This is a genomic window from Anatilimnocola floriformis (genome assembly GCF_024256385.1).
GTDB classification, from domain to species: Bacteria; Planctomycetota; Planctomycetia; order Pirellulales; family Pirellulaceae; genus Anatilimnocola; species Anatilimnocola floriformis.
The window spans coordinates 1,482,904-1,508,967 of record NZ_JAMLFW010000001.1; the positions used below are offsets into that span (position 1 = coordinate 1,482,904).

Here is a 26,064-nt window from a genome sequence, read left to right on the forward strand (position 1 = left end):
ATGGGTGATGGGGACTCACCAACATCTTGGAGTGCCAGCGACATCGCCCGGCGCATTGCTGCGCGAGAAATCAGCGCTCGCGAAGTGTGCGAGGCTTACATCTCCCGCTGCGAGCAGACGCACAAAGCACTCAACGCTCTCGTCTGGAACCGCTTCGATGCGGCGCGCCAGGAAGCAACTGCCGTCGACGAAAAAATAGCTCGCGGCGAAAAGCTCGGTCCGCTCGCCGGCGTGCCGATGACGATCAAGGAGAGCATGTATCTGCAGGGCTCGCCGACGTGCATCGGCTTGACGAATCTGCGGGACAATATCGTTGGTGAAACGGGTGTGCTGGTCGCGCGATTGCAGCGCGCCGGCGCGATCATTCTCGGCAAGACCAACGTGCCGCAGTTGATGTTTTGGCACGAGTGCGATAACCCGGTCTACGGCCGGACGAATAATCCGTGGGACCTCGCTCGCACTTCGGGAGGCAGCACTGGCGGCGAAGGAGCCATCATCGCTGCCGGCGGCTCGCCACTGGGCTTGGGTACCGATCTCGGCGGGAGCATTCGAGTTCCGTCAGCGTGGTGCGGCATTCATGGCTTGAAGCCGACATCGCGTCGGCTTCCTACGTCTGGCGCGCTTCGTACTTTTCGCGGCCTCGAAGCGATTCAAGTCGTTGCCGGTCCGATGGCGCGGCATGTCGAGGATTTGGAACTCGCGCTGCAGGTTCTTGCCGATCACAGTGATGGGCTGTCGCTGAACGAAATTGAACCCTGGCCTTTGCGAGCGTCGCGCGAAGTCGATATTCGTAAGCTCAAGGTTGGTTTGTGGCTGAGCGATGATTGGGTACCTCCCTCGCCAGCGATTCGCCGCGCGGTGCTCGATGCTGCCGAGGTGCTGTGCTCGGAATACGACGTTGAAATTGCTGTGCTCGATGATGTGGTGAAAGCAGCAGAGCCACGCTTCACGAATGGTAAAGAGATCTTGGAGCTCTACTGCCAATTGCTGGAAGCCGACGGCAACGCTGATGTGCGGAAATTGGCCAAGGGAAGTCGGCTTGATTCGCGCGTGTCAAAGATGCTGCTGCTCGGTGGATTACGAAGTCCCGTGCGTGCGGTGGTCCGAAGTTTCTGCTGGCTGCTGGGCCAACGGCTGATGTATCAACTGATCGGCGCGAGTCGGCCGCAATCGACGGCCGAGCATTGGGAACGAGTCTACGAGCAACAGCAATTCATCCGCGGTTTTGCCGCACTGCTGGATGAGCAGCAAATCGATGTCATCTTGTCTCCGGCCTTCGGCGTTCCTGCGGCGCAGCACGGCAAGCCGTTCGATTTGCTTCCCGCGGCGAGCTATACCTTTCTGCCGAACTTGCTCGGTTGGCCGGCAGGTGTGGTGTCGCTGTCGACGGTTCGTGAAGACGAGCAAGTGGGCCGTGCGCCGACTCGCGATATGGTGCTGAAACAAGCAGCCGCCGTCGATGCCGGCAGTGCGGGTTTGCCAGTGAGTGTGCAAGTGATCGCGCGGCCGTGGCGAGAAGATATTGTCCTGGCAGTGATGGCGGCGCTGGAACGCGCGCTGCCACGTCCGCAGTTGTCCGCGGCGCATTTGGCTGCGATGGGTGCGCGGTCTTCTTAGTCTTCCGCGCTGGCGGAAGAGTTGATCAAGATTTGCCACTTTCTAGCTGGCGAATTGAAAATATTTCCCGCAAATCGTGCTGGCATTGTCTCCATCGAAAGGTGTATAACTCTGAGTGGCCAATAGGTCGACGAAGTCGTGCGTAGCGTTTGGTTCTGTAGAATCGGTCGTTGCTCCCCTCGCCTGTTCCGTTTGGCGGACCTAGAGCGGTCCCTTTCATCGGCCCTGAAAGTGAGTACGAGGGCCGGAGTTTTTTGTCAGGAGTTGTGCGGTGGCAATGAAGTTGTATGTCGGGAACCTGAGCTACGGGGTGACCAACGAGAAGCTGGAAGAACTGTTTTCGCAGTTCGGCCAGGTTCGTAGCGCTCAAGTGATTCAGGACCGCGACACCGGTCGCAGCAAGGGTTTCGGCTTTGTCGAAATGGCTGACGACAATGCCGCCCGTGAGGCCATCAAGGGCCTGCACGAGCAGCAGCACGACGGTCGCCCGCTGACGGTCAACGAAGCTCGCCCACGTGAAGATCGTGGCGGCGGCGGTGGCGGTGGTGGTGGCCGAGGTGGCGGTGGCGGCTACGGTGGTGGCCGAGGCGGCGGTGGCGGCGGTTACGGCGGCCGTCGTTAATCCAGCGCGCGGGCGATGTCCGCGAAGATTGTCCAACGAATAGAGTCTTCGAAGTTCGAACCTGCTAATCGTATATTTTGCGGCGGTGATTGCTTTTGGCGATCACCGCCGTTTTTGTTTCTTGTCGGTCTACTGCGATTCGATCTTTCGCTATTTCGAAAGAGCGGCGTTTAACGCTTTACCGTCGGCGCTGGGGAACTCAATCCCCAAGAGCTTGGCAATCGTCGGCGCGACGTCGATGTTTTCGACGCTCTTCAGCGTTTCGCCCGTGCGAACGCCGTTACCGCTGAGGACCAGCGGGGCATTCATCTTGTCGAGCGACGAAATGAAACCGTGCGAGCCGAGCGCGGTTTTGGATTCAGTGTTGGCGACAACGAACTCTTCGCCGATCGGCGTGCCGGCCACTGCGTAACCGTCCTTGGCAACTAGCACCGCGTCGGGTGATTGGTTGTATTCGCGCGGATGAGGAATGCCGAGTTCGGTAAAGCGGTCGGGGAAAATAACCTCGGCGACTCCTTCTTTGTCTTTCATCAGGTCGCGGAACTTTTCGCGATCGGCGGCGGCCGTCGCCGGGTTGGTGCAATACACCAGGCCGATGCCACCCTCGGGAAAGACGTGGATCTTGGCGTCCGACATTTTTCCCGCCGTTACGGTGAGCAACTCATTCTGCCGCAGCAACACGTTCGGGCAGATCGCTTTCGGCGTGGAAGTGAAGCCGTGATCGGCGAGGATGATGAACGTCGTCTTGTCGAAGATGCCGGCTTCCTTCGTCGCCGCGACCATCTTGGCTACGCACGAATCGGCGTAAGCATTGGCCGTGTAACCGGCCGGCGTTTGCGCGCCGAGCAAGTGATGCGTGGCGTCGCAGTTGAGCAGATGCACAAACAGCAAGTTCGGCTTGCGCTGGCGAATCAGATGGCAAGCAGCTTCGGTCCAGATGAGATCCTTGCCGACAACGCTGTTGGCCGCGAACGACGGTTGCGTTTCATCAGCGAGAATACCATCGATCACCAACTCCTGCCGCAGTCGCGGCGTCATGTGAATGACTTGCTCGGGGACATCGGGAAAACTGTCGTCGAGCGATTTGGAACCGCGCATGCAGGGCCAGTTGATTTCGGCCGTTGCCAAGCCCACTTCGTGAGCGGCATCGATGATCGTTTTTACGCGGATCAAATCCTGCTGATCCCGTTTGGGATCGACCACCGTCGGCACATCGATGGCGCCTCGCACCAACACGCCATTCGCGAGCACGCCGTGCTTCTCCGGCCGCACGCCAGTAATGACCGACGAATGATTCGGCCAGGTGACGCTAGGATTCGAAACCTTCATTCCTCCTTCAGCGACACTTCCCGCTTTGGCCAGCTTGCGAATCGTGGGCAGCGGCGCTTTCGGATCATTTAGCAGATACGCAGCCAAGCCGTCGACGCTGACGACGATGATGTGCTGGTCGCGATTCGCGGCAAAGGACTGAGTTGGCAACAGCAACGCAACGACAAACGCGAGCAAACAGAAGGAGCGCATAAACAACTCAAGGCGGAGACATTTTGGAGGGCTGCGAGTTCGCAGCTTGAAGCACAAAGTCACCGCATTGTAGCCCGGCTCGCTGCGATTGGGGCGGCGGCTACTTCGGCGCCGAGAGGCCGTACTTTTTCAGCAGCGCTTCGATATCTGCTTTCAGCAGATTTTCTTGCGGCAGGCGGCTGTAGTTGCTGAGGAGCGAAGGGAGCCGTTCCTTGACTTCATCGGGTTGCTCTTGCCGATCGAGCACGACTGCCTCTCCGGCCAGTCCGAGAGCACGAAACTCCCGCTCGGTTTGTTCGAGATTCGCGAGTTCGTGATAAATGGCATAGGCGTCGGTTAGCCGATTCTGTTGCAAGTACCAGAAGCCGAGATGCGACTTGGCGATGCGGGTGATGCGCAGCGCTTCGGGGCTGTTGCCCGGCGGAAAATATTCCCAGACCGCTTTCAGAGCCTGCTCGCGGTTCTGCTGGGCAAGCAGCGCGGCGAAAAGCTGCTCGTCGATCGTTTCATACTTTTTCATCGTCGCCTTGGGAATGTTGCTGGCGACCAGCAACGGCGGCGGCATGAGCGACCAGGCAATCATGCCGCCCACAGGAAAGGCCACAATCAGCAGCACAATGCCGATGAGCCATGCCCAGCTTTTTTGCCGCGTGAGAGCCTGCTTGAGCATGGCTCGCGAGAGTTGCTGCGTGGCTTCGTTGAGTCCCGTTCCGATAAAGGTGGCAGTCAAACCCCAGGCCGGCAGATCAGCGGCCCAATCGTCTTCGAGCCCTTCGATCTTGAGAGACCGCAACTCCTTGAGCAGTTCCACGGGCCGTTGATAACGATCATCGGCGCGTTTGGCGAGCAAGCGATGCACGATGCGACACAATCCGGACGGCACATCGGGCCGGATGGTTTCGAGCCGCGGCGGATCATTTTTCAAATGCTGCACCGCCACCGCGAGCGCGCTCTCGCCGTCGAACGGGGGCCGGCCAGCGAGAATGTGATAGGCCGTCACGCCCAGCGAATAAAGATCGCTGCGTGGGTCGACGACCTTTCCCTCTACTTGCTCGGGACTCATGTACAGCGGCGTGCCCATGGTCATGCCGATCTGCGTCAGATCGAGCTTGTCGCCGCCTTGGGCGATGCGGGCCAGGCCGAAGTCGGCGACCTTTACTTCGCCGGAACTCGACAGCATGATGTTTTCGGGCTTGATGTCGCGATGAATGATTCCTTCATCGGCGGCACGCTGCAGAGCGCCAGCCACCTGGCGCAGAATGAGTGAAACCTGCGGCGCATCGAACGGCCTGCCGCGATGGGCGAGCAACTGTTTCAGGTTCCGCCCTGGCACGTATTCCTGAACGATGTAGTGCACGCCTTCGGCCTGTCCCACTTCGTGTATCTGCACGATGTTGGCGTGGGTCAGCTTGGCAGCCGCTTGAGCTTCGTGATGAAAGCGGCGGACATAGGTTTCGTTCGCGGCCAGGCTTTGGCGGAGAACTTTGAACGCCACCTGCCGCTCGAGCGACATTTGCTGCGCGAGATAAACCTCGGCCATACCGCCGCGGCCGAGGCGACGGAGCAGCTGATAATCGCCCAGCCGCCGACCCACCAGGTCTGGCTCGCTCGCGACATCGCCGGGCAGTTCGGTCATGAAAGATCAGGAGGGAATTCAGGGGAGGGATCTGGCTAGAATCCAGTATGGGTTGCCCAGCGCCATTCGGCAACCTCGTCTGGATGAGTCTCCTAACGGCGGCCGATGGTTCATATTGCGGCAACAACAAATAGTCATCCCCGCGATTGAGCTACCCAATACAACGACGGAACGGCAATCATCTGGCCAGCCCGCGCCAGCAGCAGCCGAGCCAGCGACTTTAGCTTGCCGAACGGCCCGCGATTGCGAAAAGGCACAAAGGCCGTGCGGCGCAATTCGCGGACGGCGAACTGATGCTCCAGTTGCGTTCGCAAGCTGGCCACCGTAAAGGTCTGCTGATGGCCCCAGCGATGAAAGAGTGTGCCGCAGCAAGGACAAATGACGTCACCCGCTTTGAGGTTCTCGTTGTAAGGCACCGTGCCGAGAAACCAACCGCCGGGCTTGAGCACGCGAGAGATTTCCTGCAGGCCGGCGGCTCGCTGAGCATCGTGCAGATGCTCGAGCACTTCGGAGGCAACGACCGCATCAAATTGCTTGTCGGCGAGCGACATCTGCTCGATGTAACCAACATGCCCGGTCACGCCCGCCGTGGCTAACCGCTCGATGGCGACGGCATCGGGATCGAGCGAATGAACCTCAAAGCCACGAGCGAGTGCCGTTTGCTCGAAATGCCCGCTGCCGACACCGATGTTGAGAACCTTTGGTTTCGGCGACTTCACTCGACGGGAAATCGAGCGCACGATGTATTCGAGCCGCGGCTTCGCGGCAGCGAACGACTCTGGATCGGCATTTTGAAAATGCGACCAGATTTTGTCTTGCGAATGGAGGTGATCGCTCACTCCGGGTACTCCCGGCGACTCATCTCGTGGCGACCGTTTCGCTGGCATCGCGCGGAGTAAAGCGAAAGCTCTGACTCTGGCTGAAGAACTGCAGCGGATTTTCGTACACGATTTTGCGGATGAGACTTTCCGGATGTTTGCGGCGGCGCATTTCCATGATGAAGTCGGGCACAGCCGTCGGTTTGCTCGGGCCCCAATCGCCGGCCGAGTTCACCATCAGACGCTCCGAGCCGTACATTTCGATCATGTCGACCGCGCGAGCGGGCGTGCACTTGCTCACGGGATAGAGCGTCATGCCGGCCCAGAAACCTTCTTCCAGAACGTGGCGGATGGTGTGCTCCTCGACGTGATCGACGAGCACGCGATTGCGCTCGATGCGCGAGTCGCCGGTGAGCATATCGAGAATCATCCGCGTCCCTTGGTATTTGTCTTCCAGGTGCGGAGTGTGAATGAGGATTTGCTGTTCGTACTTGATCGCCAGTTCCATGTGCTCGAGAAACACGATGGCTTCGTTGCGAGTATTTTTATTGAGCCCGATCTCTCCGATGCCGAGCACGTTCGGCTTGTTGATGAACTCAGGAATCATCGCGATCACTTCGCGCGACAGGCTGACGTTCTCGGCTTCCTTGGCGTTGATGCAGAGCCAGCAGTAATGCTGAATGCCGTATTGCGCGGCCCGCTTCGGTTCGACTTCGGTCAGCTGCCGGAAGTAATCACGAAAGCCGTGAACCGTGCCACGATCAAAACCGGCCCAGAACGCCGGTTCGCTGAGTGCGACGCAACCCATGCGCGCGAGCGTCTCGTAGTCGTCGGTAATCCGCGAAACCATGTGAATATGCGGGTCGAAGTAATCCATATGCTTTCAATCTGTGGAGAGTTGTGCTGGCTGCTCTTTGCTATGCGTCGTTATCGCGGCTTGACCTTCAGCGTTTGCAGCCACGCTTCGTCATAGGGGCGCGAGAACGTCAGTTGCACTTGCTCGGCGCGGTCTTCGCGGACTTTTTTTAGTACGTCGAGGGCTTCGTGTACGCGCTTCAAGCGCGGATCATCGACGACGTTGTCATCCGAGCGTTCCAGGCGATCGAGCATCGCGGCGAGATCGAGAATGCGGCAGCGAATTTCCAGAAACTCGCGATTGAGCGTTTCCAAAGCGGTAAGCGACATGGCCATCACTTGCTAAGCACGGCTGAAACAGCCTGGCGGGTAGAACAGGTGGGTGATTGTGTTCGGCGGCGCGAAACTGGCAGAACGCGCGAAGGCCGACACTTCTCCCTAGTTTCCTGCCAAGGGCTGAGAAAATCAAGTTGCGGTGCGAGTGGAAATCTGGCAGGCGAATGTCGAAGAGGCCGCCCGAATGTTATTCCGGCCGTACTTCTTTCGGCTCGCCTTTCGGTGGAGGTGGCGGAGGCGGTGTCGGAGCATCGCTTCGTTCGCCTTCGGGCCGTTTGGGGCGATCGCCGCCTGGACCACGTCCGCCTGGGCCGCGACCACCAGGGCCGTTGCCTGGTTCACGTTCACCGGGGCCGGGACCAGGACCTTCGCCTTTGCCGCCGGGGCCGCGTCCACCTGGACCGCCACCTCCCGGACCACCGCGCCAACCACCTTCGCGGCCAGGCCATTGCTTCCAGTGAAATCGCCAGGTGAGTTCGCGCTTGAGCTCTTCGGGAGATTTGCGTTCCAGGCGTTCGCGCTGATCGGGCGGCAATTCGCTGAAGACCTTCTTGAGGTCTTCTTCGCTCGCGGCGGGCAAGACCTTACTGATCATCGCGCTGAAGATCCATTGCCGGGCGAGTTGCTGTTTTTCTTCTGGCGTTTTCGCCGAGTCGAGCGCGGCCCGCGTGGCACCGGACAGTTTTGGCAACAGTCGTTCGAAATCCTCACGCAGCGGCATCGGAAAATCATTCCGTGGCCCGCGCATGATGATCCCGCGCATCAGGCTGCGACGACGGCTGACTTCTTCTTGATCGAGAATCCGTTTGCGCACGTCGTCGGGCAAACGCTCGAGGTATTTGTCCTCGTGCTGCTTCATGTACTCGTCGAGCCAACCAAATATGGCATCAATGTCATCCTCTGGAAGTTGCTTGCCGCCGAGGTCGCGCAGTCGGGCTCGCTCCTGTTCTTGCATCAGTTCCTTGATCCGCTCGACGCGCTGTTCGGCTGGCAGCCCCAATAGATCGGCCCGCTGCTTGGTCGTCAGCGATTTCAACCATTCGTGATAACGGTCGAGCGTGCGATGCAGTTGATCGCCATGTTCCGAAGACGTGATCGAGGTGTTTAGCGCGCGTAGCCGATCTTGCTCTTCTTTCGCGAGTGCGTCGAAGCGTTCTTTCTTTTGCAGCAGCGCAGCTTTTTCTTCCGGCGACAAAGCCCTGAGGTCTTCACGCGAGGGAGGCTCGGCGAAAGCAGTTGCGGCGCTGATCGCCAGGCAAGCGGTGAAGAAATAGGAGACGAAGTTAGATCGCATCTTCACCTTCTCCTGCAAACAAACCTTCCCGGCGCAAGCGTTCCAAAAAGTCGACGCTCTCGGCATAACGAAGTTCATCGACCCGCTGAATCACCGGCAGGTCCTGTAGCAGCTGACGTTCGGGAGCATTGAGTTGGTAGCTGGCGAGCATGAACCCGGCCACGAGTGACGCGGCAATCGCCACACCGCCACCGGCGAACATCAGCCATTTGGTGCGGTGGGCATTGACCTGCAGTTGCTCGACTTCTTTCTCTTGCTGGATCGCGACCATCTCGACCGTCGAGCGGGCGAACTCGGCATCGGGCTCGGCCTTCGAGAGCATGTCGAGCAGGTCCCAAGCCTTTTGCAGCTGGGCCAGTTTGCGCTGGCAAGCCGCATCGCTAGCCAGTCGCTTCTCGATGCGCGCCCGCTCAGCATCGGGCAATTCGCCGTCGAGATAGGCGACCAGTTCCTCTTCGAGGATGCCGGAGTCGTTGGGTGTATTTCGTTCGTTCATAACATTCACCGCTATCGCTCAACCAACATTCCAACTCGTTAAACCCAGTTACTCAAACAATGTCTTCGGCATCGGCGGCGGCAAGTTCGCCAGGACGAACGCCGTTTTCGAAATACGGAGCCAAAATCACGCGCAAGTTTTCGCGCGCCCGCGACAACAGCGATTTGGTGGCTTGCACCGACATCTCCATCGACGCGGCAATATCCTGGTAACTCATCTCTTCGAACTTGCTCAGCAGCAGCGCCATCCGTTGACGCGGATTGAGCGACTCCAGCGCGAGCCGAACGACTTCCGCGGTTTCTGCTTTATCCAAAGCGCGGGTCGGCATCTGTCCGCTGGCCGCCAGCGCCATTTGATCGAGTTGCATCGGCGTAGAGTCGCTCCCCACGCGATCGGGCACACCGACTTCTTTGCGCCGTGACTTCGAACGAAGCGAGTTGCTCGCCACATTGTTGGCAATCGTGAACAACCAAGTACTGAACTTGGCCCCCGGCTCGTAGCGTTCGCGAGCCCGATAGACCCGCAGAAAAACTTCCTGGGCTAAGTCTTCAGCTTGCTCACGATTGTTGACCAGGTGTTCCAAAACGGTCAGCAGTCGGGCCTGATAACGCAGCACCAATTCCTCAAACGCGGCCGCGCTCCCCGCGCGCACCTGCAGCATCAGCCGGACGTCGGGATCGGCCTGTTCGTATGAAATAGGCAGATCGGCGCCGTTGGCCGCGGAATTGGGCGGATTCTTGGGTGGCAATGGACCTGGCGACAAGGCTGCTCCCTGATTCCTACAGTGGATTGGTCCGGAGGATTTTGCGTTGGCAGTTCCAGCCGATGGCGGCAGGTCACTGCACTCATGCAGCTTCCAGTTTACCGCAGTTGCAGGCCGAAAGTGCAACGAAGTCACCCTCCTCTCATTAAACCCCGGGCTCGAATGGGGGTTTCTTTTGGCGAATATTCGCTCCAGTCCTTGCAAAACGGGGGGAAGTTTGGAAGAATTTCGGCGGTTTGTGTACAAATGCTATTGAATCTGTACGGCTGTATATTACGATTCATCATAGTAGCCGACTAATTCAGCAAACTTCGTTTATCAGGCCACCCACAAGGACGCAAAATCATGGCGATGACAGATTCACTCACCAAGCGGCAGCTTGCCGTTTTCGAATTCATTCGCGAGCAAGTGCAGACTCGTGGCTACGGCCCCACGGTCCGCGAAATCGGCGCGCATTTCGAAATCAGCTCGCCCAACGGCGTGATGTGCCATCTCCGCGCTTTGGAAAAGAAGGGGATGCTGCAACGCGTCCGCAAGCAAGATCGCGCCGTAGCCCGGGCCATCGAACTGGCTCCCGAGTGGATCGAAGAAACGAAGGGGCTGCCGATGGTCGGCATGGTCGCCGCTGGCCCCACCACTCTCTCGTGGGAACAAGCCGAGCGCGTCGACTTCGGCGAGATGTTTCAGCGAAAGAATGTGTTCGTGCTGAAGGTCCGCGGCGACTCGATGATCGAGGCCCAAATTTCCGACGGTGACTACGTCGTTTGCAAAAAGACCAAGAACGCCCAGACCGGCCAGATGGTCGTCGCCCAGACCGGCGAAGACGAAGCCACGCTCAAGTTCTGGCACCCGGAAGCAAATCGCATCCGCCTGCAGCCCGCCAATTCGTCGATGTCGCCGATCTATGTGCAGAGCGCGACGGTGCTAGGAGTCGTGATTGGCGTTGTTCGTAATATGAACTAACGCTTGGTCGCTTCTCGGTTGAGGTCACAGCCTTGGCAAACGCAGATCGTTTCGTTTGCCAATAAACAGAATTCGCGCCCGCGGCAGCATCTTCATCTTCGCCGCGGTTTCGCCTGTCGCTCCACGATGCAAGCGTGCGGAGCGTTAGTCGTTCTGCTCGCGGACCATTGGTTCGAGAACCTTGGTGTTCCGCTCGACGGCGATTACAACGGTCCGTTGTTCGACGCCATCGGCACTACTCGAAACGATTGGCAGAACCTGCCGCTTGTCGGGCATGCTGAGGCGGATGGTGAACGAGCCGTCGCCGCGTAGTTTGACTGGTTCGCCGGCGAGCGTAACGCGGGCATCGGGCTTGGTCGCGCCGAAGACGATCATTTCGGCGTCGACGTTGAAGCGGAAGTCGCGATGCTTGTTCACGACGCGGTCGGCGCCAGCGCCGAACTGATTTCCCGAGGGTGAAACCATCGGCCGTTGCAGGCGTTCTTCGAAGAGTTCTTGCAGATCGCCGCTGGAGCTTTCTTCTGCATAGCCGCCGCTCATCGCGTAGATCTTTTCGTAGTTCTCGGCGATGTCGGTCCAGTTTTCATCGATGGCATCGGCAGTATCCGGGGCCGGCGTTGAAACCGAGTTGCTGCGGGCGATGGAGAAGAATTTGCCATTGGCGGCAATGTATCCCAGATCAGCGCGGTAGCTGTGCGGTGGGTTCGGCACGTCGATGTACCAGTTGGTCACGCCGCCGTGGACGTCGATCTCGCGGACCACACGCTCGGCCGTGCTGGTGGTCGCGCCGCCGTCGACTTCCATCAGGCGAAGGATTGGCCGGGCTGTGTGCCAGTGTTCGGCGAGGGCGGCTTCGGCCCGCTTGACGCTGGTCCGAGTCACTTGCCACGAAACCTGCAGCCAATAAGGATCGCGGACCATCAGGACGATGCGGTCCTTGTCGCTCCCCTTCTTATTGGCAATTGATCCGGCCTTGGTGTAAGCCGTCGACAGATCTTTCAGGCGTTCACGCACAGCGTAGGAGGCGTGGATCTTTTGGCTGATCTTGTCTTGCGCCTTGGTCGCGGCGGTCGGCTTTTCGGGCTTGGCCTTGGCATGTGGCTTGGTGTGGCTGCCGTTGGTGTGCGGAGCGTGAACCTTCGCAGCTGCCGGCGCCGGAGCGGGGCGAGCGGCTGGACGGGCTGGTGCCTTGACCACCGGCTTGGCTTTGGCGGCGGGTTTGCTGGCTGGCTTGGCGACTGCCTTGGGCGCAACTGCTTTGGCAGGAGCGGGTTTCGGCTTGGCTTTTTTCGGCTTGCTGACGCGCAGCAGGGCCTTTACCAGGTCATCCTTGCGCATGGAATTGCCGACGTTGACGCCGTTCTTCTTGGCCAGGCGGGTGAGGTCTTTGAGAGATTGCCCCTTCAATGAAGAAGCAGTCAACGACGAAGCTGTAGTAATCATGACGCTCACCTAGATCCACGAACGATGACACCCAAGCCGCGCACGGCCGATGTCTGGATTTGGTATCAGCGCCCTCCATGACTCATTTTGATCGCCCCAACACCGCGCAAAGGCAGACGTGCCATGCACTAAGGTTGACAACCGGCAGCTTGCCGAGATCCATCGACGGCAACTGTTGTTGTAACGATTAGTGTAATTAATGAGAGTCGCGACTGCAATCTCCCGCCCTCGAAGGAACGGCTTTGGGGCGGATAAAGCTCCCTCGGGGGCGGTTTAGTAGGATGAAAGCGACATTTCATCCCTCACTTTGAAAATTTCGAGATCTGGCCAGACTCTTTCAATGGCTTTTCGAATCGAGGGCGTTTTTTGGACATTTTGACCCCTGATCGTGAACCTTTGGGCTGCTCAAAAGTCCTTACTATTGCGATGGTTACGCGTCTGGACTCAGACATTGTGAAAAAAAGCACGAATTTTGAGCCCACTCGATTGACCGTGGCTGACAGCATCGTTACATTTACCCTCTTTCCCAGCGCTAACGGAATTGTTATTCCCAGGCCTTTTATCCCAGTTTTGCTCTGCTGAGAACGTTTCGGTCGCCCCTTTCCACCCAGCGATCCCCTCTCTCCTTGCGGTGTTCTGTGCGTCGTGGCGATGCCCAAAACTCGTATGGCGAGCTGATGCAGTTGGCCGTCTCGGCCAGTTCCATCGTCGGGGGCATGGTTCTTCCCGGATTGCTCGGCGCCTATCTCGATTCTCGGCTCGGGACGAATTTTTGCGTCCTGATCGGCATTGGACTCGGGGTGGTGGCGGGGACCGTCCAGCTGCTGGCGTTAGCTCGTCGCGGTGCGAAGTCCGGTAACAAGCCGGATGATTCCAACGACGACAATGAGGATTCAGGTCGTGACTCAGGCACGTGAAGTTGCTCCCCAGCCAATCTCGCCGCTGCGAGGTTGGGGCAGCGCGTGCGCCATTTTTGTCACGGTTGTCTTAGTCGCTCTCGCCGCTACCTGTGGCATCGCCTGGCAAATGGGTGGTCAGCGATTTCTTCCCTCGGCCCTCACCGCTTGGGCCTTGGTTTGGGGCGCTGCTCTGATCTCGCTCGTGATGGTTTTTCTCGGCAAGCAGATCGGCCAAGGGCTCGGTTTTGTGTTGCTGGGAATGGGTGTGCGAATGGGGCTGCCGCTGATGGCAGCCATGTTTCTCGATAGTCAATCGCCCGTTTGGGGCGAAACGAAATTGATGCTGTTTCTGTTGGGCAACTACTTTGTGGCCCTGGTTGCAGAAACTGGTCTCGCGGTGCAATTGCTCGGAAGCAACTCTGTCTCTGGCCTGGCCAAACCGGCGGCCTCGACGGATGCCCCTTCCAAAGCTTAACTCTAGCATCCAAGCAAAATAAACAATGGCTGACCCCGTACTCCATATCAAAGACGCCTACTTCTTCGAGATCCCGAAGAAGCTCTGGCCTCGCGCCTTCAACACGAAGCAGCAGGTTGCCGACGTCAGCAAGGTTTGGGTCGAGCTCGACGATCAATTTCAAGACTACGAGTTTCACAAGCAGTACCACGCCCTTGAAGGCTTGGGAGTGAAACTCCCTTCCGAAGACGAGGCTCACGACGCTTGGCACAACTGGGTGCATCCGCACGATGCTCATGGACACGGCGATCACCACGCTGCCGGGCATCACGGGCCAAACTTCGGCAAGCCCTTTGATGAGTTTCTCAACTCGAAGGTGGCAGTTCGGAAGACTGAGTTTGCAACCTGGAAGAGCCAGAAAGTTCAAGCCGCGTCAAAACTGCGATCCGAAGATATTCGGGACGCGAACGACCTGAAGTACGGCGACTATCAAAAGGCCGATGGCTTCAAAACCGACGCTTTCGATCCGTTCGTCGATAAAATGCTGACGGATGCTGAGTTTCCCGCTAAGTGGGAAGAAGCCAAGGTCGCCGCAGCCGATGTCGCCGGCTTCGTGAAAGACGAATCCGCAGAAACTAAGTGGAGCGACCAGAAGCTCGCCGATTACAGCGAACATCTCTCTGGCAAGATACTCATTCCTCAACCCTTCGGCCGGTTGCGAAACCTGCACGAACCGGAAGCCGGACAACTCACGATCACGAAATACATGATCGTGGAAGTTGCCGTCGCGCTGCTGATCGCGATCTTTTTTAGCTGGCTCGCCCGGCGCGTGATCAGTGGTGCTGCTCCCAAGGGGCGGATGTGGAACTTCCTCGAAGTGTTCGTGGTCTTCATTCGCGATCAAATCGCTGTCCCCGCCATCGGCGACGGGCATCATGATGAACACCCTAACGATCACCATCACTCCGGCGATGCAGCGAGCGTCGACGCGGGTGGTCATGCGATTGCCGCTGCTGCTAATGCAGGTCCGGGTCTGGGTGGCAATGGTCATGATCATGGCCATGCAGGTCACGGTCACGGCAAGAAGGATCATGCTCATGTCAGCCCGGCGAAGAAGTTTACGCCGCTGCTGTGCACGATTTTCTTCTTTGTGCTCGGCTGCAATCTGGCTGGTATGTTGCCCTGGATTGGTGCTCCGACTTCGACTTGGGGTGTGACGCTGGCGTTGGCTTTAGTGACGTTTTCCGCCGTGGTTATCTCCGGCATGGCCCAGTTTGGATTTTTGGGATTCTTTGCGAATCAAATCCCTTCGATGGACATGCCTTGGTACATGGCCATTGTTCTGAAGCCCGCGATTTTCTTAATCGAGTTTGGTGGTCTGCTGATCAAGCACGCCGTGTTGTCGGTGCGTCTGTTGGCCAATATGGTGGCCGGCCACTTGGTGTTGCTCGCCATCATGGCGCTCGCCTTCGGCGCTGAAGCTGCCAGCCAGTTCACCGTTGATGGATCCGTCAGTCCGATGTGGTGGGTCGCTGCAGGTGCTTCCATCCTTGGCTGCACGTTGCTGAGCTTGCTCGAATTGTTCGTCGCCTTTTTGCAGGCTTATGTGTTTACGTTGTTGTCGGCGCTCTTCATTGGCGCAGCAATTCATAAGCACTAAGTCATTCAATTGGTATATACGGGTTTTTGTATCGCACACTTTGGTTCCTTCCTGGAGATGTTGACCGTGAAGAAGTTCGCTTTTCTGACCCTGATGTTTTTCGCTCTCGTCCTTTGCGCCGCTCCGATCATGGCCCAGGATAAGGCTCCAGTTCCGCTCATCAGCTTTGACCGCTACATCGGCGCCGCCATCACGACGCTGGGCGCCGCCTTCGGCATCGGCAAGCTGGCCAGCAGCGCTCTGGAAAGCATGGCTCGTCAACCAGAAGTTGCCGGCAACATCCAAACAGCGATGATCATCGCGGCCGCTCTTATTGAAGGTTTCACGTTCTTCGCACTCGTCATTTGCTTCATGAAGTAATTGGCTTGTCGAAAGTACGTCGAGTTTCGCTAGAGACCGCTTGGAAGGTTCCGCCATGGTTCGTTTGCTCGGTTTGTTGTGCGTGGTCTGCGCGCTCTCCTTTGGGCCGACGGTTGCGTCTGCGCTTGCGCAGCACGAACCGGAAGCCAAGGCGGCAGCCAAGGGTGGTCCTGACTTGACGCATGCAAATGCGTCAGAAGGGCTCTCGCAGCCGCAGGAAATGCGGTTCGATCTGGCCATCGCCACCTTCATCATCTTTGTCCTCCTCGCCGGCATCCTTGCCAAGTTTGCTTGGGGCCCGATTGTCGATGGGCTCGACAAGCGTGAGCAAGGGATTGCCAAGATGATCGATGACGCGAAGCTCGCTCAGCAGCAAGCCGAGGCTCAGCTTCGTTCGTACGAAGTCAAGCTCGCTGCCGCCGCTGATGAAGCTCGCACCATGGTTGCTCAGGCTCGTCACGATGCCGAAGCGACTCGTGAGCGGGAACGGGCCGAAACCAAGGCCTTGCTGGAAAAGGATCGTCAGCAAGCCAAGGCCGAAATCGAAGCGGCGAAAAATGTTGCCCTGCAGCAGATCGCCGAAAAGAGCGTCAACACGGCGATCAGCCTGGCCAGCAGCATTGTCCGCCGGGAAATCAAGCCCGAAGATCACGATGCTCTCGTGACCGACGCGCTTGGCAAGTTCACGAAGCTCAACTAGTTCTGTTCCGATCCGCAACTCAGTCAGTAGCCACTCATGTCCGATACACAATCAGGCAAATTCGACGCAGGCCGGCAGCACCTAGGCACGGTCTATGCCAAGGCTTTGCTCGGCGCGGCGCAGGATGCCGGCAAAGTTGACGGCGTGCTGGAAGAGCTGAGTTCGCTCGAGAACGACGTCTTCAAAAAGTTGCCAGCCTTGCGGATGACCCTGGTGTCGCCGCGAGTTTCGGCCGATGAGAAGATCGCGCTGCTCGACAAGGCTTTCAAAGGGAAGATGAGCACTGTGCTCCTCAACTTTTTGAAGGTTACGGCTCAGCACGATCGCTTAAGCTGCTTGCCCGACGTGCTCCGCAGCTTCCGCGAACTGCTCAATGATGTCCAGGGAAAACTTGCGGTTACCGTGCGTTCGGCATACCCGCTGAACAACACGCTTCGCGATCGGATTGCGGCCAAATTGGGTGACGTGCTGAAGAAGCAAGTCACGATCAATGTCGAGGTCGATCCCGACCTACTTGGTGGTCTGGTCGTGCGAATCGGCGACACGGTTTATGACGGCAGCGTCGCGGCTTCTCTGCAAAAGATGAAGAGCGTCGCGCTGGAGCAAACATCGGCGGCCATTCGCGATTCGCTCAATCGGTTTACGGCTACCTAATTACTCAAATCACGTTCTGCGAACGAATCAGACAATAAAGACAACTCAGGTTTGTTATGAAATTCAACGCTGATGAAATTGCCTCGGTCATCCAAAGCGAGATCGAGCACTACGAGAGCCAGATCGATGTCCGCGAAGTGGGCACCGTGCTGGAAGTGGGCGACGGCATGGCCCGCGTCTACGGCCTGTCGAGCGCGATGAGCGGCGAAATGGTCGAGTTCCCCTCGGGCGTTCGCGGCGTGGTGTTCAACCTCGAAGAAAACAGCGTCAGCATCGCCGTTCTCGGCGATTACCTCGGCATCAACGAAGGTGACGAAGTCAAAGCTCTCGGCCGTTTGTTGTCGGTCCCGGTCGGCGAAGCGGTCATCGGCCGCGTGGTCGATCCGCTCGGTAACCCGCTCGACGGCAAGGGACCGATCGTCACCACTGAGTTCCGCAACGTCGAAGGTACTTCGCCGGGTGTGGCCGAACGTCAGCCGGTGAAGCAGCCGCTGCAAACGGGCATCAAGGCCATCGACGCGATGACGCCGATCGGCCGTGGTCAGCGCGAACTCATCATCGGTGACCGCAAGACCGGTAAGACGACGATCGCCATCGACACTATCCTCAACCAAAAGGGGAAGGGTGTTAAGTGTTTTTATGTGGCGATTGGTCAAAAAGAATCGTCCGTTGCCAACTCGGTCCGCGTCCTCGAAGAAAAGGGCGCGATGGAATACACCACCGTCGTCCTCGCCGGCGCCAGTGCTCCTGCCGCTTTGCAGGTGTATGCCGCTGCATCGGGCACCGCGATGGCTGAGTACTTCATGTACAAGGGCGAACACGCTCTGATCGTGTACGACGACTTGTCGAAGCAAGCTCAGGCTTATCGCCAGATTTCGCTCCTCGTCCGTCGTCCGCCAGGTCGCGAAGCCTATCCGGGTGACGTGTTCTACAATCACAGCCGTTTGCTCGAACGCTCGTCGAAGATGTCGGACGCCCTCGGCGGCGGTTCGCTCACTTCGTTGCCGATCATCGAAACGCTCGAAGGCGAAGTTTCGGCCTACATTCCGACCAACGTGATCTCGATCACCGACGGCCAGATTTACCTGCAGCCCGACTTGTTCTTCAAGGGTGTCCGCCCTGCCATGAACGTCGGTATCTCGGTGTCTCGCGTGGGTGGTTCGGCCCAGATCAAGGCCATGAAGGCTCGCGAAGTCGCCGGTGGTTTGCGTCTCGCTCTCGCTGCCTTCCGCGAATTGGAAGCGTTCGCTCAGCTCGGTACCGACCTCGACGCCGCCACTCAGGCCAAGCTCGACCGCGGTTACCGCATGGTGGAGCTCCTCAAGCAGCCGCAATATCAGCCGATGGACGTGATCGATCAGATCATCGTCATCTACACCGCCAACACTGGCGGTATGGACGATGTGCCGATCAATCAAGTTCGTCGCTTCGAGAACGAGCTCCTCGCCTACTTCAAGGACGTGAAGGGCGCTGCTCGCAACTTGCTGGCCGACAAGAAGGAACTGACTGCCGAGGTCAAGGACGCCCTCAACGCCGCCATCGGCGATTTTAAGAAGACGTTCAAGAAAGCTTAGTTCCCTCGCTTCACCCATTTGGAATCGATGAGCCATGGCCAAAGCGCGGGCACTTGATAAACGACGTAAGTCCATCCGCAATATCCGCAAGATTACGCGGACGATGGAATTGATCGCCACCGCGCGCTTCAAGAAAGCAATGGATCGCGCGACGGCGGCTACGGCGTATACGAAGAAGATCACCGAAGTAGTCGCCGGCCTAGCCAAGGCCGGTTTGCAGGTCAGCCATCCGCTCCTCGAATCGCATCCCGAAACGAAGAACGCGACGCTCCTGATTTTGACGGCCAATCGCGGTCTCTGCGGCGGTTACAACGGCAGCGTGCTTCGCGCTGGTCTCGCTCGCCTCGAAGAGTTGAAGCGGACCGTGCCGAACGTGCGGGTCGAAGTCTCCGGCAAACGCGGTCTCTCGGCTTTCAAGTTCCGTAAGCTCGCCGTGGACGAGAGCTATACGAAGTTTGAGGATCAACCGAAGTTCGAAGAAGTCGAAGCCATCGCCAATCGCTTCCTCGAGATGTACATCACCGGCAAGCTCGATCGACTCGACGTGGCTTACGTCAAGTTCATCAGCAGCAGCCGCCAGGTTGCCACGGTCGAAACACTGCTGCCGCTCGATTCCATCGGCGGAGCCGAGACCGGCACGGCCGCCAAGGGTGGCGATGTGATGTACGAATTCATGCCCTCGGCAGCGAGCATTCTGGAAGAAGTCGTGCCGGCCAGTTTCCGGGCGAAGCTCTTCAAGTGCTTCCTCGATGCTGCGGTGAGCGAACAGATCGCACGGATGGTTGCCATGAAGAGCGCCACCGAAAACGCGTCGGACATGATCAAGTCGCTGTCGACCACGTACAACCGCGCTCGCCAGTCGCAGATCACCGGCGAAATCATGGAAATCATCGGCGGCGTCGAAGCACTCAATAAATAACGCTGCTAATAACGCCTTCAATCCAAACACCAACAACTCAAACCATTCGTTAGTCAGAGTTCAGCTATGCCCACTGCTACCGCTCAAAACGTCGGTAAGATCACCCAAGTCGTCGGTGCTACGTTCGACGTCGAATTTCCCGAAGACCAAATGCCGGCGATCTTCAACGCCGTCACGGTGACCTCGAAGCACAAAGGCCTCGACATCGACCTCGCCGGTGAAGTACAGCAGCAGATTGGCGGCGGCCGCGTTCGCTGCGTCGCTCTCGGCTCGACCGAAGGTTTGTTCCGCGGCATGGACGTGATCGACACCGGTGGTCCGGTGAAGGTTCCCGTCGGCGAAGCAACGCTCGGCCGCGTGTTCAACCTCCTCGGCAAGCCGATCGATGGCCGTGGTCCAGTTGCGGCCAAAGAAAGCTGGGCCATTCACCGCGACGCTCCGAAGCTGGAAGACCTGTCGTCGAGCACCGAGCTCTTCGAAACGGGCATCAAGGTTATTGACCTCCTCACGCCGTTCGTCCGCGGTGGTAAGGCCGGTTTGTTCGGTGGTGCCGGTCTCGGTAAGACGGTTATTCTCACCGAGCTCATCGCTCGTATCGCCAGCAAGCACGGTGGTTACTCGGTGTTTGCCGGTGTGGGTGAACGCACCCGCGAAGGTACCGACCTCTGGCTCGAAATGCAGGAAACCGAAATCGGTTCGACCGGCCGCAAGGTTATCGAACAAACCTGCATGGTGTTCGGCCAAATGAACGAACCACCAGGTGCCCGTCTCCGCGTCGCTCTTTCGGCCCTCACCATGGCCGAATACTTTCGCGATGCGACTGGTAAGGACACGCTGCTGTTTGTCGACAACATCTTCCGCTTCTCGCAAGCCGGTTCGGAAGTGTCCGCGCTCCTCGGCCGTATGCCTTCAGCGGTGGGTTACCAACCGACCCTCGCCACGGAAATGGGTGCGTTGCAAGAACGAATCGCGTCGACCAAGAAGGGTGCCATCACCTCGGTGCAAGCCGTGTACGTTCCTGCTGACGATCCGACCGACCCTGCCCCGGCCACCGCGTTCGGTCAGCTCGATGCGTTCCTCTATCTCGAACGTTCGATCTCGGAAAAGGGTATTTACCCTGCAGTGGATCCGCTCGCTTCGTCGAGCCGTATTCTCGATCCGCAGGTCGTGGGCGAAAAGCACTACGCCGTCGCTCGCCGCGTGCAAACGATTCTGCAACGGTACCGCGAACTGCAAGACATCATTGCGATTCTCGGTATCGACGAATTGAGCGAAGAAGACAAACTCGTCGTGCATCGTGCTCGCCGTATCGAACGCTTCCTGTCGCAGCCGTTCTTCGTGGCCGAAGTCTTCACCGGTAAGGCTGGTGAATACACGAGCATTGCCGACACCATCCGCAGCTTCGACGAGCTCTGCTCGGGCAAGTGGGATCACCTGCCGGAAGACGCCTTCATGTACGTCGGCCCGATCGAACAGGCCGCCGCTCAAGCCGAAGAGCAAGCCAAGAAAGCCGCGAAGAAGTAGAGTTGACCAGTAGCTGGATTCACCAGAATTCAGAAGCCCCGCGAAAAGATCCGTTATGGCCAAGCCCCTGCAAGTCGTTGTCGTCACGCCCGAAGCTACGATCCTCGAACAAGAGGCGGAGTTCGTCGCGCTGCCGTTGTATGACGGCGAGATCGGCATCGCGCCGCTCCACAGCCCGCTCATCGGCCGGCTGGGTTATGGCGAAATGCGGATCAAGACCGCGGCCAAGACGCTGCACTACTACATCGACGGCGGCTTCGTGCAAGTCGTCGATGATGTGGTCTCGGTTCTCACCAACAAGGCCGTCCTGGCCAGCAAGCTCGACATCGCCGTCGCGCAGGCTCAACTCAACTCGGCGATGACCAAGCCGGTCAACACGCCGGAACTTCTCGCCATCCGCGATCGCATCGTCGCTCAAGCCCGTGCCCAGATTCATGTGGCCAAGGTGGCGAGCAAGGCATAGTCGTTAATTGCTGGTCAGCTCCAACCTGACCGACTTCTCTTTCATCGGCACTTCCACCAGCAGTGGTGTCTGATCAGGCCGAGTGTATTTTTGCGGAAATGTTGACGGCGGTGGCGGCTGCGGCCGGGCCGCTGCTTTCATCGCTTCATCGGCGGAAGCGAACTTTTGCAGCGGCGCAGTCGAACGTGGCGTGATCACGACTTTGTACTTCCCCGCCTTCACGCCGTCGCGCGGTTCGTTAGTCGAGATCGCGAAATTTCCCTGCGCATCGGTAGCGCCAGTCGCATCCTGACCGGCTTCCTGCGGCACGAATTGCAGCGCGGCATTGGCCACTGGTTGGCCGTCGAGCAGGACGACACCTGTTACCGGATGAAGGCCGGAGCGGCTGCAACCGGTGATCAGCACACAGCCGAGGGCGATGAACAGGAAACGCAAGGTCAACCTCTCGATCTATGTCGGTGCGACTCGCACTAAGGAACGGTCACGGCCTGGCCATCGTTGCGGCAACCCAAGTACTGATACGTTCGCATGTCGATATTTTGCGTGATGAACCGTACCGAGCCGTCGACGTGCGCAAAGTTCACGCCGCTAGGGTGGTTCGATTTGAATCCCCAGGTCACCGCCCAGTTCATAATGCAGCGAGCCGGATCGCCGGACGGGTTCGTACCCGCGTCGCAACCGCACGAGGTAAACACGCCGGGATCGGCTGCCATCCGGTCAATCTTCCAATTGATCGGCTGAATGGTTTGCCCTTGGGCGATGAAGTTGTCGCCGCCGGCCCAACCATAACTGTTTCCGTTGTAGCGCATGAATTCGCAGAACTCGGGCAGCGTCTCGCCGAGCAGAATCGTATTCGAGGTCCCATCGGTAACATCGGCGAGGCGAATGAGGGCACCCATCCGCGTAAACATGCCGACACTCTCCTCTGTCACCGCCGTCCCGCCCCACGACATGCTCGGTTGAAAGCCCGGATGCGTCAAAGGACTCAGCGGCGAAGGAATCGTATTGCCGCTGCCGATCTGGCCGTTGCAATGAATCTGAAACGGCGCGGGACAGCCCGACGGCGGGTTGTTGCAAGTTGGGCCGGTGCTCGCGACGTAGCTAGAGTATTTGGAGCTCTTCGGATCAAAGACGTCGCTCGGACAGCGGAGCATGGGGAATCGCGCGGGCAAAATTCCTTGCGTGGCTGCGTTGACGAGGCTGCCCGCGCCAACGACTCGGTCATACAGGTTCCGCTGTTCCATGAAGCCGAGCGTGACAAACATCCAACTGGTGTTGCCACCCTGTGGGAATGTCCCCGTCGAATAATTTCCCTTGGGAACGTGGTTATAAGTCGACTCGAAATTGTGAATGCCGAGGGCGTATTGCTTGACGTGGTTCAAACACTGCGAGCGACGCGCCGCTCCGCGGGCGGCCTGCACGGCAGGGAGTAGTAAGGCGACGAGCACCCCAATAATTGCGATCACCACGAGAAGTTCGACCAGCGTGAAACCGCCGCGATACTTGCTGGGCATAAGTCACCGGGTGGGAAGACCAGTTCGCCGGGATCGAGAGGATAATTCATTTGGTAATGGTCGGCGAAACCAATGTCAAACTCAAACTGCCGCGGATGGTATGATGGAGTGATTCTGAAGTAACCGCTGCCGCCCAGTCGCTCTCATGCCTCGCGAACATCTGCACTTTGTCACCGGCCGCCTGGCGGAGTTCGCCTTGCGAGCGGTCGTGACGAAGGTGGCTGCCGAGCGCGGCTTCGACTTTACGATCGACGTGCTGCCGATCACCGTCGCGGCCCTCATGTCGCCAGCGTGGATTGCCCGGCACATTCAGGCGAATGCAAACGCGACCAAAATTATTCTGCCCGGTTACTGCCACGGCGATTTAGCTCCCCTCGCGGCAGTCGTGAACGCGCCGATTCAAACCGGCCCGCGCGATCTGCAGCAGCTCCCCGAGTTTCTCGGCGGCAAAGGGGAACGGCCTGCGGAGTACGGCCGTTATGACATTCAAATCATCGCCGAGATCAATCACGCGCCGCGGCAGTCACTGGCGGACATCATTCGCCAGGCCAAAACGCTGGCAGCCGATGGCGCCGATCTGATCGATGTCGGCTGCGATCCCGGCGGGCCGTGGCTTGGGGTGGCCGATTGCGTGAAGGCTCTGCGCGACGAAGGGCTGCGCGTTTCGATCGACAGCCTCGATCCGCGCGAGATCGCGCCCGCGGTAAGAGCCGGCGCGGAACTTGTGCTCTCGGTGAACAGCAGCAACCGCGCTGCCGCCTGCGACTGGGGCTGCGAGGTGGTCGTCATTCCTGATGATTTTCCCACGCTCGTCGGCCTCGAAGGAACGATCGAGCTACTCGCCGAAGCCAAGGTGCCGCTGCGAGTCGATGCGGTGCTCGAGCCGATCGGTTTCGGTTTTGCCGCGAGCCTCGGCCGTTATCTCGAAGTTCGCCGACGTTACCCCGATGTTGAAATGATGATGGGCATCGGCAACCTCACGGAGCTGACCGACAGCGATTCGGCCGGCGTGAACACGCTGCTGCTCGGCTTTTGTCAGGAAGTGGGCATTCGCAGCGTGCTCACCACTCAAGTCATCAACTGGGCGCGCACGAGCGTGCGCGAGTGCGATCTCGCGCGGCGACTTGTTTATCACGCAGTTCAAAATCGCGTGCCGCCGAAAAGGCTCGAGCCGCGACTGGTCACGCTCCGCGATGCAAAGTTGCACGAAACGGCCGACGAAACACTGCGGCAACTCGCCGGCGCGATCAAAGACAACAATTACCGCATCTTCGCCGAACGCGGTGAAGTACACATCGTCAGCGCAAATCTACATCTCTCGTCCCCCGATCCGTTCCTGCTGATGGAACGCCTGCTGCATCCCGGCTTCGGCGGCGCGAGCGATACTCATGCTCCGGCTCAGCTCGATGCATCGCATGCGTTTTACTTGGGATACGAAATGTGCAAAGCCGCGACCGCCGTCGCGCTCGGCAAGCAATATCGCCAGGACGAGGCGCTCGATTGGGGTTATCTCACGATCGAGGAAGAGAGTCATCGCCTGAAGAAGAGCAACGTGAAAGCGGCCGGCAAACAAGGAGCCGGCGAATGAATCTGCCGATCGTCAGCGAATGGATTTCGCCGCTCCCTGCCGAAGAAGCCTTCGCGCGCTTGGCTGCGTTGCCGCATGTGCTGTTTCTCGATTCGGCGATGCGTCACGACACGCTCGGCAGGTATTCGTTTATCGCGGCCGATCCGTTCGAGATGTTGAAATTGCCCGCCGATGGCAGCGATGGCTTGGCGCTGTTGCAAAAAAAGTTGCAGCCGTTCGCCGCGACGACCGTCGCCGATTTGCCGCCCTTTCAAGGTGGCGCGGCGGGGCTCTTGAGCTATGACTTGGGCCGGAGTTTGGAACGAGTACCGCTGCCGCAGCACGACGAGTTCGAGTTTCCCTCGCTCGCAATCGGCTTGTATGACATCGTCCTCGCCTACGATCACTGGCAACGGCGAGCATGGTTCATTTCGCACGGCTATTCAGAGACTGCGCCGCCGGAACGAGCCAATCGCGCCCAGCAGCGGATTGAGCAGCTTCAACGCATCCTGGCCGCGCCGGCGAAGGTTGTTGTCAAAGAAACCAAGAAGATTGGTTCACTAGCGCCGAATTATCCTGTGCCTGGTCATCCTGGTTTGCTCAGTAATTTTTCCGCAGATCAATATCTGCAAGCCGTTGGTCGTGCGATCGAGTACATCCACGCGGGAGATGTTTTTCAAGTCAATCTCGCGCAGCGGTTGCTGTATCCCGCCGAGAGCGATTCGCTGTCGCTCTATCTGCGGTTGCGGCAGCGCAATCCCGCGACGTTTGCCGCGTATTTTGATTTTGGCGAAGGGCAAATCATCAGCGCGTCGCCAGAGCGTTTTCTGCAGGTGAAAGATCGCCGCGTCGAAGCGCGGCCGATCAAGGGAACGCGGCGGCGAACCGCGCGGGCAGAGGCCGATCTGTTTGCGGGGGATGAATTGCAGGAGAGCGAAAAAGATCGGGCCGAGAATGTGATGATCGTTGATTTGCTGCGGAATGATTTGTCACGAGTCTGCCGGCCTGAGTCGGTGCGGGCGACGCAACTCTGCGGCTTGGAAACGTACCAGTACGTGCAGCATTTGGTCTCCGTTGTCGAGGGCGAACTCGAAGCCGATTGCACGCCGCTCGATCTCGCGCGGGCTGCGTTTCCGGGCGGTTCGATTACCGGCGCACCCAAAGTGCGAGCGATGGAGATCATCAGCGAGCTCGAGCCGACGGCCCGCGGTCCTTATTGTGGCGGCATCGGCTATCTTGGGTTCGATGGCACGCTCGATTTCAACATTCTGATTCGCACGATCACGGCCAGCCGAGGCTGGTGGCAGTTCCCCGTCGGCGGCGGCATTGTGGCGCAGTCTTCGCCGCAGCGCGAGTACGAAGAGACCTGGCACAAAGCGGCGGGTCTGTTGAAAGCACTCAAGGAGTAACGG

General features: G+C 58.7%; 26 protein-coding genes. 15 read left to right on the top strand and 11 right to left on the bottom strand.

Annotated features, from left to right (window positions below; genetic code table 11):
- On the top strand, positions 1 to 1,617 hold the full coding sequence (locus tag M9Q49_RS06210; RefSeq protein WP_254507843.1) for an amidase: 1,617 nt from the start codon (positions 1 to 3) through the stop codon (positions 1,615 to 1,617).
- Between the two features lie 277 nt (positions 1,618 to 1,894).
- Complete coding sequence (locus tag M9Q49_RS35355; protein ID WP_261365143.1) at positions 1,895 to 2,239, top strand: RNA recognition motif domain-containing protein; 345 nt, start codon at positions 1,895 to 1,897, stop codon at positions 2,237 to 2,239.
- Positions 2,240 to 2,389: 150 nt separating this feature from the next.
- Here the strand turns inward: M9Q49_RS35355 and M9Q49_RS06220 are convergent, their stop codons facing one another.
- From M9Q49_RS06220 to M9Q49_RS06255, 8 genes are all read right to left on the bottom strand, one after another.
- Positions 2,390 to 3,760: an alkaline phosphatase family protein gene (locus M9Q49_RS06220; RefSeq protein WP_254507844.1), complete on the bottom strand. Its 1,371-nt coding sequence runs from the start codon at positions 3,758 to 3,760 to the stop codon at positions 2,390 to 2,392.
- A gap of 100 nt (positions 3,761 to 3,860) precedes the next feature.
- The gene (locus M9Q49_RS06225) at positions 3,861 to 5,396 is read right to left on the bottom strand and encodes a serine/threonine-protein kinase (RefSeq protein ID WP_254507845.1); all 1,536 of its coding nucleotides are present in this window, start codon (positions 5,394 to 5,396) and stop codon (positions 3,861 to 3,863) included.
- A 134-nt stretch (positions 5,397 to 5,530) separates the two neighbouring features.
- On the bottom strand, positions 5,531 to 6,235 hold the full coding sequence (locus M9Q49_RS06230) for a class I SAM-dependent methyltransferase (RefSeq protein ID WP_254507846.1): 705 nt from the start codon (positions 6,233 to 6,235) through the stop codon (positions 5,531 to 5,533).
- A 19-nt stretch (positions 6,236 to 6,254) separates the two neighbouring features.
- The gene (locus tag M9Q49_RS06235) at positions 6,255 to 7,091 is read right to left on the bottom strand and encodes a TatD family hydrolase (protein WP_254507847.1); all 837 of its coding nucleotides are present in this window, start codon (positions 7,089 to 7,091) and stop codon (positions 6,255 to 6,257) included.
- A 50-nt stretch (positions 7,092 to 7,141) separates the two neighbouring features.
- On the bottom strand, positions 7,142 to 7,399 hold the full coding sequence (locus M9Q49_RS06240) for a hypothetical protein (RefSeq protein ID WP_254507848.1): 258 nt from the start codon (positions 7,397 to 7,399) through the stop codon (positions 7,142 to 7,144).
- A gap of 193 nt (positions 7,400 to 7,592) precedes the next feature.
- A complete protein-coding gene (locus tag M9Q49_RS06245) occupies positions 7,593 to 8,699 on the bottom strand; it encodes a hypothetical protein (protein WP_254507849.1) in 1,107 nt (368 codons plus the stop codon).
- Complete coding sequence (locus M9Q49_RS06250; protein WP_254507850.1) at positions 8,689 to 9,195, bottom strand: anti-sigma factor; 507 nt, start codon at positions 9,193 to 9,195, stop codon at positions 8,689 to 8,691. The genes M9Q49_RS06245 and M9Q49_RS06250 overlap by 11 nt, the downstream gene beginning before the upstream one ends.
- A gap of 52 nt (positions 9,196 to 9,247) precedes the next feature.
- Positions 9,248 to 9,958 carry an RNA polymerase sigma factor gene (locus M9Q49_RS06255; RefSeq protein WP_254507851.1) on the bottom strand — a complete coding sequence of 237 codons (711 nt, stop codon included), beginning with the start codon at positions 9,956 to 9,958 and terminating at the stop codon, positions 9,248 to 9,250.
- A 351-nt stretch (positions 9,959 to 10,309) separates the two neighbouring features.
- On the opposite strand from M9Q49_RS06255, the gene lexA reads away from it, so the two are divergent.
- Entirely contained in the window at positions 10,310 to 10,921 is a 612-nt protein-coding gene (gene lexA, locus M9Q49_RS06260; RefSeq protein WP_254507852.1) for a transcriptional repressor LexA, read from the top strand.
- Positions 10,922 to 11,065: 144 nt separating this feature from the next.
- Here the strand turns inward: lexA and M9Q49_RS06265 are convergent, their stop codons facing one another.
- Positions 11,066 to 12,364 (bottom strand): DUF4912 domain-containing protein, encoded by a 1,299-nt coding sequence (locus M9Q49_RS06265; RefSeq protein WP_254507853.1) that lies wholly within the window; start codon positions 12,362 to 12,364, stop codon positions 11,066 to 11,068.
- Between the two features lie 638 nt (positions 12,365 to 13,002).
- Here M9Q49_RS06265 and M9Q49_RS06270 point away from each other — a divergent pair.
- The 10 genes from M9Q49_RS06270 to atpC all read left to right on the top strand — a co-directional run bounded on the left by M9Q49_RS06270 (position 13,003) and on the right by atpC (position 21,571).
- Entirely contained in the window at positions 13,003 to 13,281 is a 279-nt protein-coding gene (locus M9Q49_RS06270; protein ID WP_254507854.1) for an AtpZ/AtpI family protein, read from the top strand.
- Complete coding sequence (locus M9Q49_RS06275; RefSeq protein ID WP_254507855.1) at positions 13,265 to 13,738, top strand: hypothetical protein; 474 nt, start codon at positions 13,265 to 13,267, stop codon at positions 13,736 to 13,738. Before M9Q49_RS06270 ends, M9Q49_RS06275 begins: the two co-directional genes overlap by 17 nt.
- 25 nt (positions 13,739 to 13,763) lie before the next feature.
- Entirely contained in the window at positions 13,764 to 15,377 is a 1,614-nt protein-coding gene (locus M9Q49_RS06280; RefSeq protein ID WP_254507856.1) for a F0F1 ATP synthase subunit A, read from the top strand.
- A 66-nt stretch (positions 15,378 to 15,443) separates the two neighbouring features.
- Entirely contained in the window at positions 15,444 to 15,737 is a 294-nt protein-coding gene (gene atpE, locus M9Q49_RS06285) for an ATP synthase F0 subunit C (RefSeq protein ID WP_254507857.1), read from the top strand.
- A gap of 55 nt (positions 15,738 to 15,792) precedes the next feature.
- The gene (gene atpF, locus M9Q49_RS06290; protein WP_254507858.1) at positions 15,793 to 16,437 is read left to right on the top strand and encodes a F0F1 ATP synthase subunit B; all 645 of its coding nucleotides are present in this window, start codon (positions 15,793 to 15,795) and stop codon (positions 16,435 to 16,437) included.
- A 36-nt stretch (positions 16,438 to 16,473) separates the two neighbouring features.
- Positions 16,474 to 17,091 (top strand): ATP synthase F1 subunit delta, encoded by a 618-nt coding sequence (gene atpH / locus M9Q49_RS06295; protein WP_254507859.1) that lies wholly within the window; start codon positions 16,474 to 16,476, stop codon positions 17,089 to 17,091.
- Between the two features lie 56 nt (positions 17,092 to 17,147).
- The gene (atpA, locus tag M9Q49_RS06300; RefSeq protein ID WP_254507860.1) at positions 17,148 to 18,665 is read left to right on the top strand and encodes a F0F1 ATP synthase subunit alpha; all 1,518 of its coding nucleotides are present in this window, start codon (positions 17,148 to 17,150) and stop codon (positions 18,663 to 18,665) included.
- A gap of 34 nt (positions 18,666 to 18,699) precedes the next feature.
- The gene (gene atpG, locus M9Q49_RS06305; RefSeq protein ID WP_254507861.1) at positions 18,700 to 19,584 is read left to right on the top strand and encodes an ATP synthase F1 subunit gamma; all 885 of its coding nucleotides are present in this window, start codon (positions 18,700 to 18,702) and stop codon (positions 19,582 to 19,584) included.
- 66 nt (positions 19,585 to 19,650) lie between these two features.
- On the top strand, positions 19,651 to 21,108 hold the full coding sequence (gene atpD / locus M9Q49_RS06310; protein WP_254507862.1) for a F0F1 ATP synthase subunit beta: 1,458 nt from the start codon (positions 19,651 to 19,653) through the stop codon (positions 21,106 to 21,108).
- A 55-nt stretch (positions 21,109 to 21,163) separates the two neighbouring features.
- Complete coding sequence (gene atpC / locus M9Q49_RS06315; RefSeq protein WP_254507863.1) at positions 21,164 to 21,571, top strand: ATP synthase F1 subunit epsilon; 408 nt, start codon at positions 21,164 to 21,166, stop codon at positions 21,569 to 21,571.
- A 3-nt stretch (positions 21,572 to 21,574) separates the two neighbouring features.
- Here atpC and M9Q49_RS06320 read toward each other — a convergent pair whose 3' ends face one another.
- Complete coding sequence (locus M9Q49_RS06320) at positions 21,575 to 22,006, bottom strand: carboxypeptidase-like regulatory domain-containing protein (RefSeq protein ID WP_254507864.1); 432 nt, start codon at positions 22,004 to 22,006, stop codon at positions 21,575 to 21,577.
- Between the two features lie 35 nt (positions 22,007 to 22,041).
- The gene (locus M9Q49_RS06325; RefSeq protein WP_254507865.1) at positions 22,042 to 23,085 is read right to left on the bottom strand and encodes a DUF1559 family PulG-like putative transporter; all 1,044 of its coding nucleotides are present in this window, start codon (positions 23,083 to 23,085) and stop codon (positions 22,042 to 22,044) included.
- A gap of 145 nt (positions 23,086 to 23,230) precedes the next feature.
- On the opposite strand from M9Q49_RS06325, the gene M9Q49_RS06330 reads away from it, so the two are divergent.
- The gene (locus tag M9Q49_RS06330) at positions 23,231 to 24,673 is read left to right on the top strand and encodes a DUF6513 domain-containing protein (protein ID WP_254507866.1); all 1,443 of its coding nucleotides are present in this window, start codon (positions 23,231 to 23,233) and stop codon (positions 24,671 to 24,673) included.
- Positions 24,670 to 26,061 carry an aminodeoxychorismate synthase component I gene (pabB, locus tag M9Q49_RS06335; protein WP_254507867.1) on the top strand — a complete coding sequence of 464 codons (1,392 nt, stop codon included), beginning with the start codon at positions 24,670 to 24,672 and terminating at the stop codon, positions 26,059 to 26,061. The genes M9Q49_RS06330 and pabB overlap by 4 nt, the downstream gene beginning before the upstream one ends.
- Positions 26,062 to 26,064 lie beyond the last annotated feature (3 nt).

Coding starts and splice junctions, on each gene's coding strand:
- M9Q49_RS06210 (WP_254507843.1), top strand. CDS start 1: ATGGGTGATGGGGACTCACCAACATCTTGGAGTGCCAGCGACATCGCC.
- M9Q49_RS35355 (WP_261365143.1), top strand. CDS start 1,895: ATGAAGTTGTATGTCGGGAACCTGAGCTACGGGGTGACCAACGAGAAG.
- M9Q49_RS06220 (WP_254507844.1), bottom strand. CDS start 3,760: ATGCGCTCCTTCTGTTTGCTCGCGTTTGTCGTTGCGTTGCTGTTGCCA.
- M9Q49_RS06225 (WP_254507845.1), bottom strand. CDS start 5,396: ATGACCGAACTGCCCGGCGATGTCGCGAGCGAGCCAGACCTGGTGGGT.
- M9Q49_RS06235 (WP_254507847.1), bottom strand. CDS start 7,091: ATGGATTACTTCGACCCGCATATTCACATGGTTTCGCGGATTACCGAC.
- M9Q49_RS06240 (WP_254507848.1), bottom strand. CDS start 7,399: ATGTCGCTTACCGCTTTGGAAACGCTCAATCGCGAGTTTCTGGAAATT.
- M9Q49_RS06245 (WP_254507849.1), bottom strand. CDS start 8,699: ATGCGATCTAACTTCGTCTCCTATTTCTTCACCGCTTGCCTGGCGATC.
- M9Q49_RS06250 (WP_254507850.1), bottom strand. CDS start 9,195: ATGAACGAACGAAATACACCCAACGACTCCGGCATCCTCGAAGAGGAA.
- lexA (WP_254507852.1), top strand. CDS start 10,310: ATGACAGATTCACTCACCAAGCGGCAGCTTGCCGTTTTCGAATTCATT.
- M9Q49_RS06265 (WP_254507853.1), bottom strand. CDS start 12,364: ATGATTACTACAGCTTCGTCGTTGACTGCTTCTTCATTGAAGGGGCAA.
- M9Q49_RS06280 (WP_254507856.1), top strand. CDS start 13,764: ATGGCTGACCCCGTACTCCATATCAAAGACGCCTACTTCTTCGAGATC.
- atpF (WP_254507858.1), top strand. CDS start 15,793: ATGGTTCGTTTGCTCGGTTTGTTGTGCGTGGTCTGCGCGCTCTCCTTT.
- atpH (WP_254507859.1), top strand. CDS start 16,474: ATGTCCGATACACAATCAGGCAAATTCGACGCAGGCCGGCAGCACCTA.
- atpA (WP_254507860.1), top strand. CDS start 17,148: ATGAAATTCAACGCTGATGAAATTGCCTCGGTCATCCAAAGCGAGATC.
- atpG (WP_254507861.1), top strand. CDS start 18,700: ATGGCCAAAGCGCGGGCACTTGATAAACGACGTAAGTCCATCCGCAAT.
- atpD (WP_254507862.1), top strand. CDS start 19,651: ATGCCCACTGCTACCGCTCAAAACGTCGGTAAGATCACCCAAGTCGTC.
- atpC (WP_254507863.1), top strand. CDS start 21,164: ATGGCCAAGCCCCTGCAAGTCGTTGTCGTCACGCCCGAAGCTACGATC.
- M9Q49_RS06325 (WP_254507865.1), bottom strand. CDS start 23,085: ATGCCCAGCAAGTATCGCGGCGGTTTCACGCTGGTCGAACTTCTCGTG.
- M9Q49_RS06330 (WP_254507866.1), top strand. CDS start 23,231: ATGCCTCGCGAACATCTGCACTTTGTCACCGGCCGCCTGGCGGAGTTC.
- pabB (WP_254507867.1), top strand. CDS start 24,670: ATGAATCTGCCGATCGTCAGCGAATGGATTTCGCCGCTCCCTGCCGAA.